This window comes from Devosia sp. (genome assembly GCF_017307565.1).
Taxonomy (GTDB): domain Bacteria; phylum Pseudomonadota; class Alphaproteobacteria; order Rhizobiales; family Devosiaceae; genus Devosia.
The window spans coordinates 1,184-4,494 of record NZ_JAFKHD010000294.1; the positions used below are offsets into that span (position 1 = coordinate 1,184).

Here is a 3,311-nt window from a genome sequence, read left to right on the forward strand (position 1 = left end):
TGCATATCCGTTGGCGGAAAGTGAACACCGATATCGCCTTCGCCAATGGCGCCGAGAATCGCGTCGGTGAGGGCGTGCAGAGCCACGTCCGCATCAGAGTGGCCATTGAGCTTGGCAGTGTGCTCGATCCGCACACCACCCAGCCAGACGGCATCGCCTGGCTCAAACGAGTGTACGTCAAAGCCAGTGCCAACGCGGGTTTCCATGGCTCGGTCTCCAGAAATATGCCGCTCTGCCCGGCGGAAGTCTTCAGGGTGGGTAATCTTAAAATTGCTGCGGTCGCCAGGGGTCATTGCGACCCGCAGGCCCGCCCATTCAGCGATTTCGGCGTCATCGGTAAACTCCCGACGTACGCTTTCCGCCCGCATGTGGGCCGAGAATATCTGCCCAAAGCTGAAGCCCTGCGGCGTCTGCGCGGCAAACAGCGTCCGCCGATCCTCGGTAGAAACGACATCCTTCCCATCGGGCGCGCGCTTGATGGTGTCGGTCAGGGGCAGGGTCGGCAGGGCGCCGTCATGCGTCCTGAGTGCTTCAAGAACGTTCTCGATCTGCTCAAGGCTAACAAAGGGGCGAGCTGCATCCTGAATCAGCACGAGGTCCGGCCGATGCGGCGCGAGAGCCTTCAGCCCCTCCAGCACCGAGGCCTGGCGGCTCGCTCCACCGTTAACCGGCGGGAGAAGATGCTCGCCCGCCATCTCCAGCGATTGATAGCGTTCTGCATGGTCAGGGTGAATGACCGGCACGACCGCTGAAATGTCGGGATGCGCAAGAAAAGCGTCGAGCGTACGAGCCAGAACCGGCCTGCCGCCGACGCGGCGGTATTGTTTGGGTTCGGCAAAATCCCCTGTTTGAGCGCGCTCGCCTTTCCCGGCTGCAACAATGATGGCGGCTATGAACTTGGGGCGTGTAGGCATATCGGCAGGGGTAACTCGACCTTGGTGTATAAGGATGGTCTAGCCTTCACCTCGGCATGCGGCAAGAGCAGCACAGGTTCCCGCCAGACGCATACGGGTTAGCTGTTGCGCATGGTGCCAAAATGATTATTGTGCAGGCACCTTGCTAACAGTGACCATTTCTGGGGCAGCGATTGTCAGATAATGCCTTTACATTGAGCATTGGTGGCCACGCTGTTCGAAACCGCGCATTCCTCGCGCCAATGGCTGGAATCACCGATCGCCCTTTCCGTGAAATCGCGGAACGCTATGGCGCGGGTCTTGTCGTCTCCGAAATGATAGCGAGCGCAGCACTGGGCACGGGCCACAGTGACATGGTGCGCAAGCTGCGTCGAGCGGGCGACCTGCCGCATATGGTGCAATTGGCCGGGTGTGAGCCAGGTTGGATGGCTGAGGGCGCCAGGATCGCTGGCGCCGCTGGCGCCGATATCGTCGATATCAATTTTGGATGTCCCGCCAAGCGCGTGACCAACGGTTATGCCGGCTCCGCCCTGATGCGGGTGCCCGATCAGGCGCTTGCGATCGTCGAAGCTGTTGCTGGTGCAACGGACCTGCCGGTTACGGTCAAGATGCGCCTTGGCTGGGACGATGACAGCCTCAACGCCCCCCAGATTGCCAAGATGGCGGTCGATGCTGGCGCACGGATGATCACGGTACATGGCCGCACACGGCAACAGTTCTACAAGGGCACAGCCCGCTGGGAACTGGTGCGCGCGGTCGTCGAGGCCGTTTCGGTGCCGGTGGTCGTCAACGGCGACATCATCGATGCCGAGACCGCGGCATCAGCCCTGGAGCAATCCGGAGCCGCCGCAGTCATGCTTGGGCGTGGAGCGCAAGGCCGCCCATGGCGCGTAGGGCAGATCGGCGCCGTCCTGGCCGGCGAAACGCCAAAGGATGCCCCCAAGGACGCTGAGCTGATTGCGCTCATCCAGACGCACTACGAAGAAATGCTGGTCGAGTACGGCACCGAAGTTGGGTCGCGCGCCGCGCGCAAGCACCTCGACTGGTACGCCGAGGCTGCCAACCTCGATCTCGACAAGCCGACCCGCAACTCCCTTCTCAACAATGACCAGCCGGCCGAGGTCATTGACCTCATTGGCCGAGTATTTTCGCCTGAATGGAGAGTGGCTGCATGAGTGCTGCCATGACAGACAAGGATCCCATTCCGTCCCGTTCGGTTTTGCAGGCATTGCCGCAGCCGATCATCGTTCTCGATGTCGGCCGGAAGATCCAGTTCGTCAACTACGCGTCGGGGCTCGGGCTGACTATCGCCCTCGCCCGTCACGCCACGCTGCAGAACCGGGACTCCGACGCGCTGTTCGGGTGGTCCGTGGTGGCCACCGTGGTGTCGTCGGTGGTGGTCGGTTCGCTGTACCTGGCCCTCGTCGACACCAGCGCCACCCGGCTGGTCAACGGCTCCTTCGGGTCCTGGGCCCTGTTCTGCCTGTTCACCGCCGGCACGTCGGTGATGCTGCTGGCCGACGTGCGGTTGATGGCGGCCCGGCGGTGGGGCTGGCTGGTCGGGCGCATCGCGGTGGCCTCGCTGGTGCGCCTGCCGCTGGTGCTGTGGGACCCGGGCCTCGATCCCGCCACCTGGCTGTACGTGCTGATGCTCGCGCCGCTGGCGCTGGTGGGCGTGCTGTCGCTGGTGTTCCTCGGCCGGATGGGCGGCGGTCGCATCACCCTCCACCGTCCGCGCTCGGTGGGTCCCTTCGCCCGCTACGCCGGGGTCAACTGGGTGGCCACGCTGGCCAGCCAGGCGCCTCAGTTCGTGCTCCCGCTGGTGGTGGCCCAGAGCGTGCGTCCCTCGGTGAACGCCAGCTTCTTCCTGGCCTGGACGGTGACCTCGATGGTGTTCCTCCTGCCGGCGGCCATCGCCCAGGTGCTGCTGGTGGAGGGCGGCAAGGACGCGCAGGTCACCGAGGTCGCCGGGGTGCCCGGCTCGGAGCGGGAGCGCGAGGCGCTGGTGTTCTCGCTGGGCCTGGCGGTGCTGGCGTGGCTGGGGTCGCTGGTGGTCGGGCCGGCCATCGCCGCGGTCTTCGGGTCGGACTACAACCGCCTGGCGCGCCTCCTGCCGACCCTGATGCTGGCCGGCATCCCGTGGGCGCTGGCATCGATCCGGCTGTCGGAGGCGCGCATCCGCAAGGACCAGGCGGCGACGGTGGCCATCACGCTCACGCTCGGCCTCACGATCCTGGTGCCCACCATCGTGTTCGTCCCGTCCGGCGGCACCACCGCAGCGGCCACCGCGTTCGTGGTGGGCAACTTCGCCGGTGCGCTGGTGGCCAGCGCCATGCACGAGCGCTGGCGGCGGTCGAGCCGGACGCCGGCGCTGGTCACCTGATCTCGAGGTGGGCG

3 protein-coding genes are annotated in these 3,311 nt (G+C 65.2%); 2 read left to right on the forward strand and 1 reads right to left on the reverse strand.

Annotated elements, in window-relative coordinates:
- On the reverse strand, nt 1–914 hold a 914-nt coding region (gene ispD, locus J0I64_RS08840; protein WP_291407244.1), incomplete at its 3' end, for a 2-C-methyl-D-erythritol 4-phosphate cytidylyltransferase.
- Between the two features lie 194 nt (nt 915–1,108).
- On the opposite strand from ispD, the gene dusB reads away from it, so the two are divergent.
- Nucleotides 1,109–2,089 carry a tRNA dihydrouridine synthase DusB gene (gene dusB / locus J0I64_RS08845; protein WP_366933728.1) on the forward strand — a complete coding sequence of 327 codons (981 nt, stop codon included), beginning with the start codon at nt 1,109–1,111 and terminating at the stop codon, nt 2,087–2,089.
- Nucleotides 2,086–3,297, forward strand: a complete 1,212-nt coding sequence (locus tag J0I64_RS08850; protein WP_291407248.1) for a hypothetical protein — start codon at nt 2,086–2,088, stop codon at nt 3,295–3,297. The genes dusB and J0I64_RS08850 overlap by 4 nt, the downstream gene beginning before the upstream one ends.
- The last annotated feature ends 14 nt before the right edge of the window (nt 3,298–3,311 follow it).

What these genes read in the sequence shown, in the direction of transcription:
- J0I64_RS08850 (WP_291407248.1), top strand. Translation starts at nt 2,086, where the DNA reads ATGAGTGCTGCCATGACAGACAAGGATCCCATTCCGTCCCGTTCGGTT.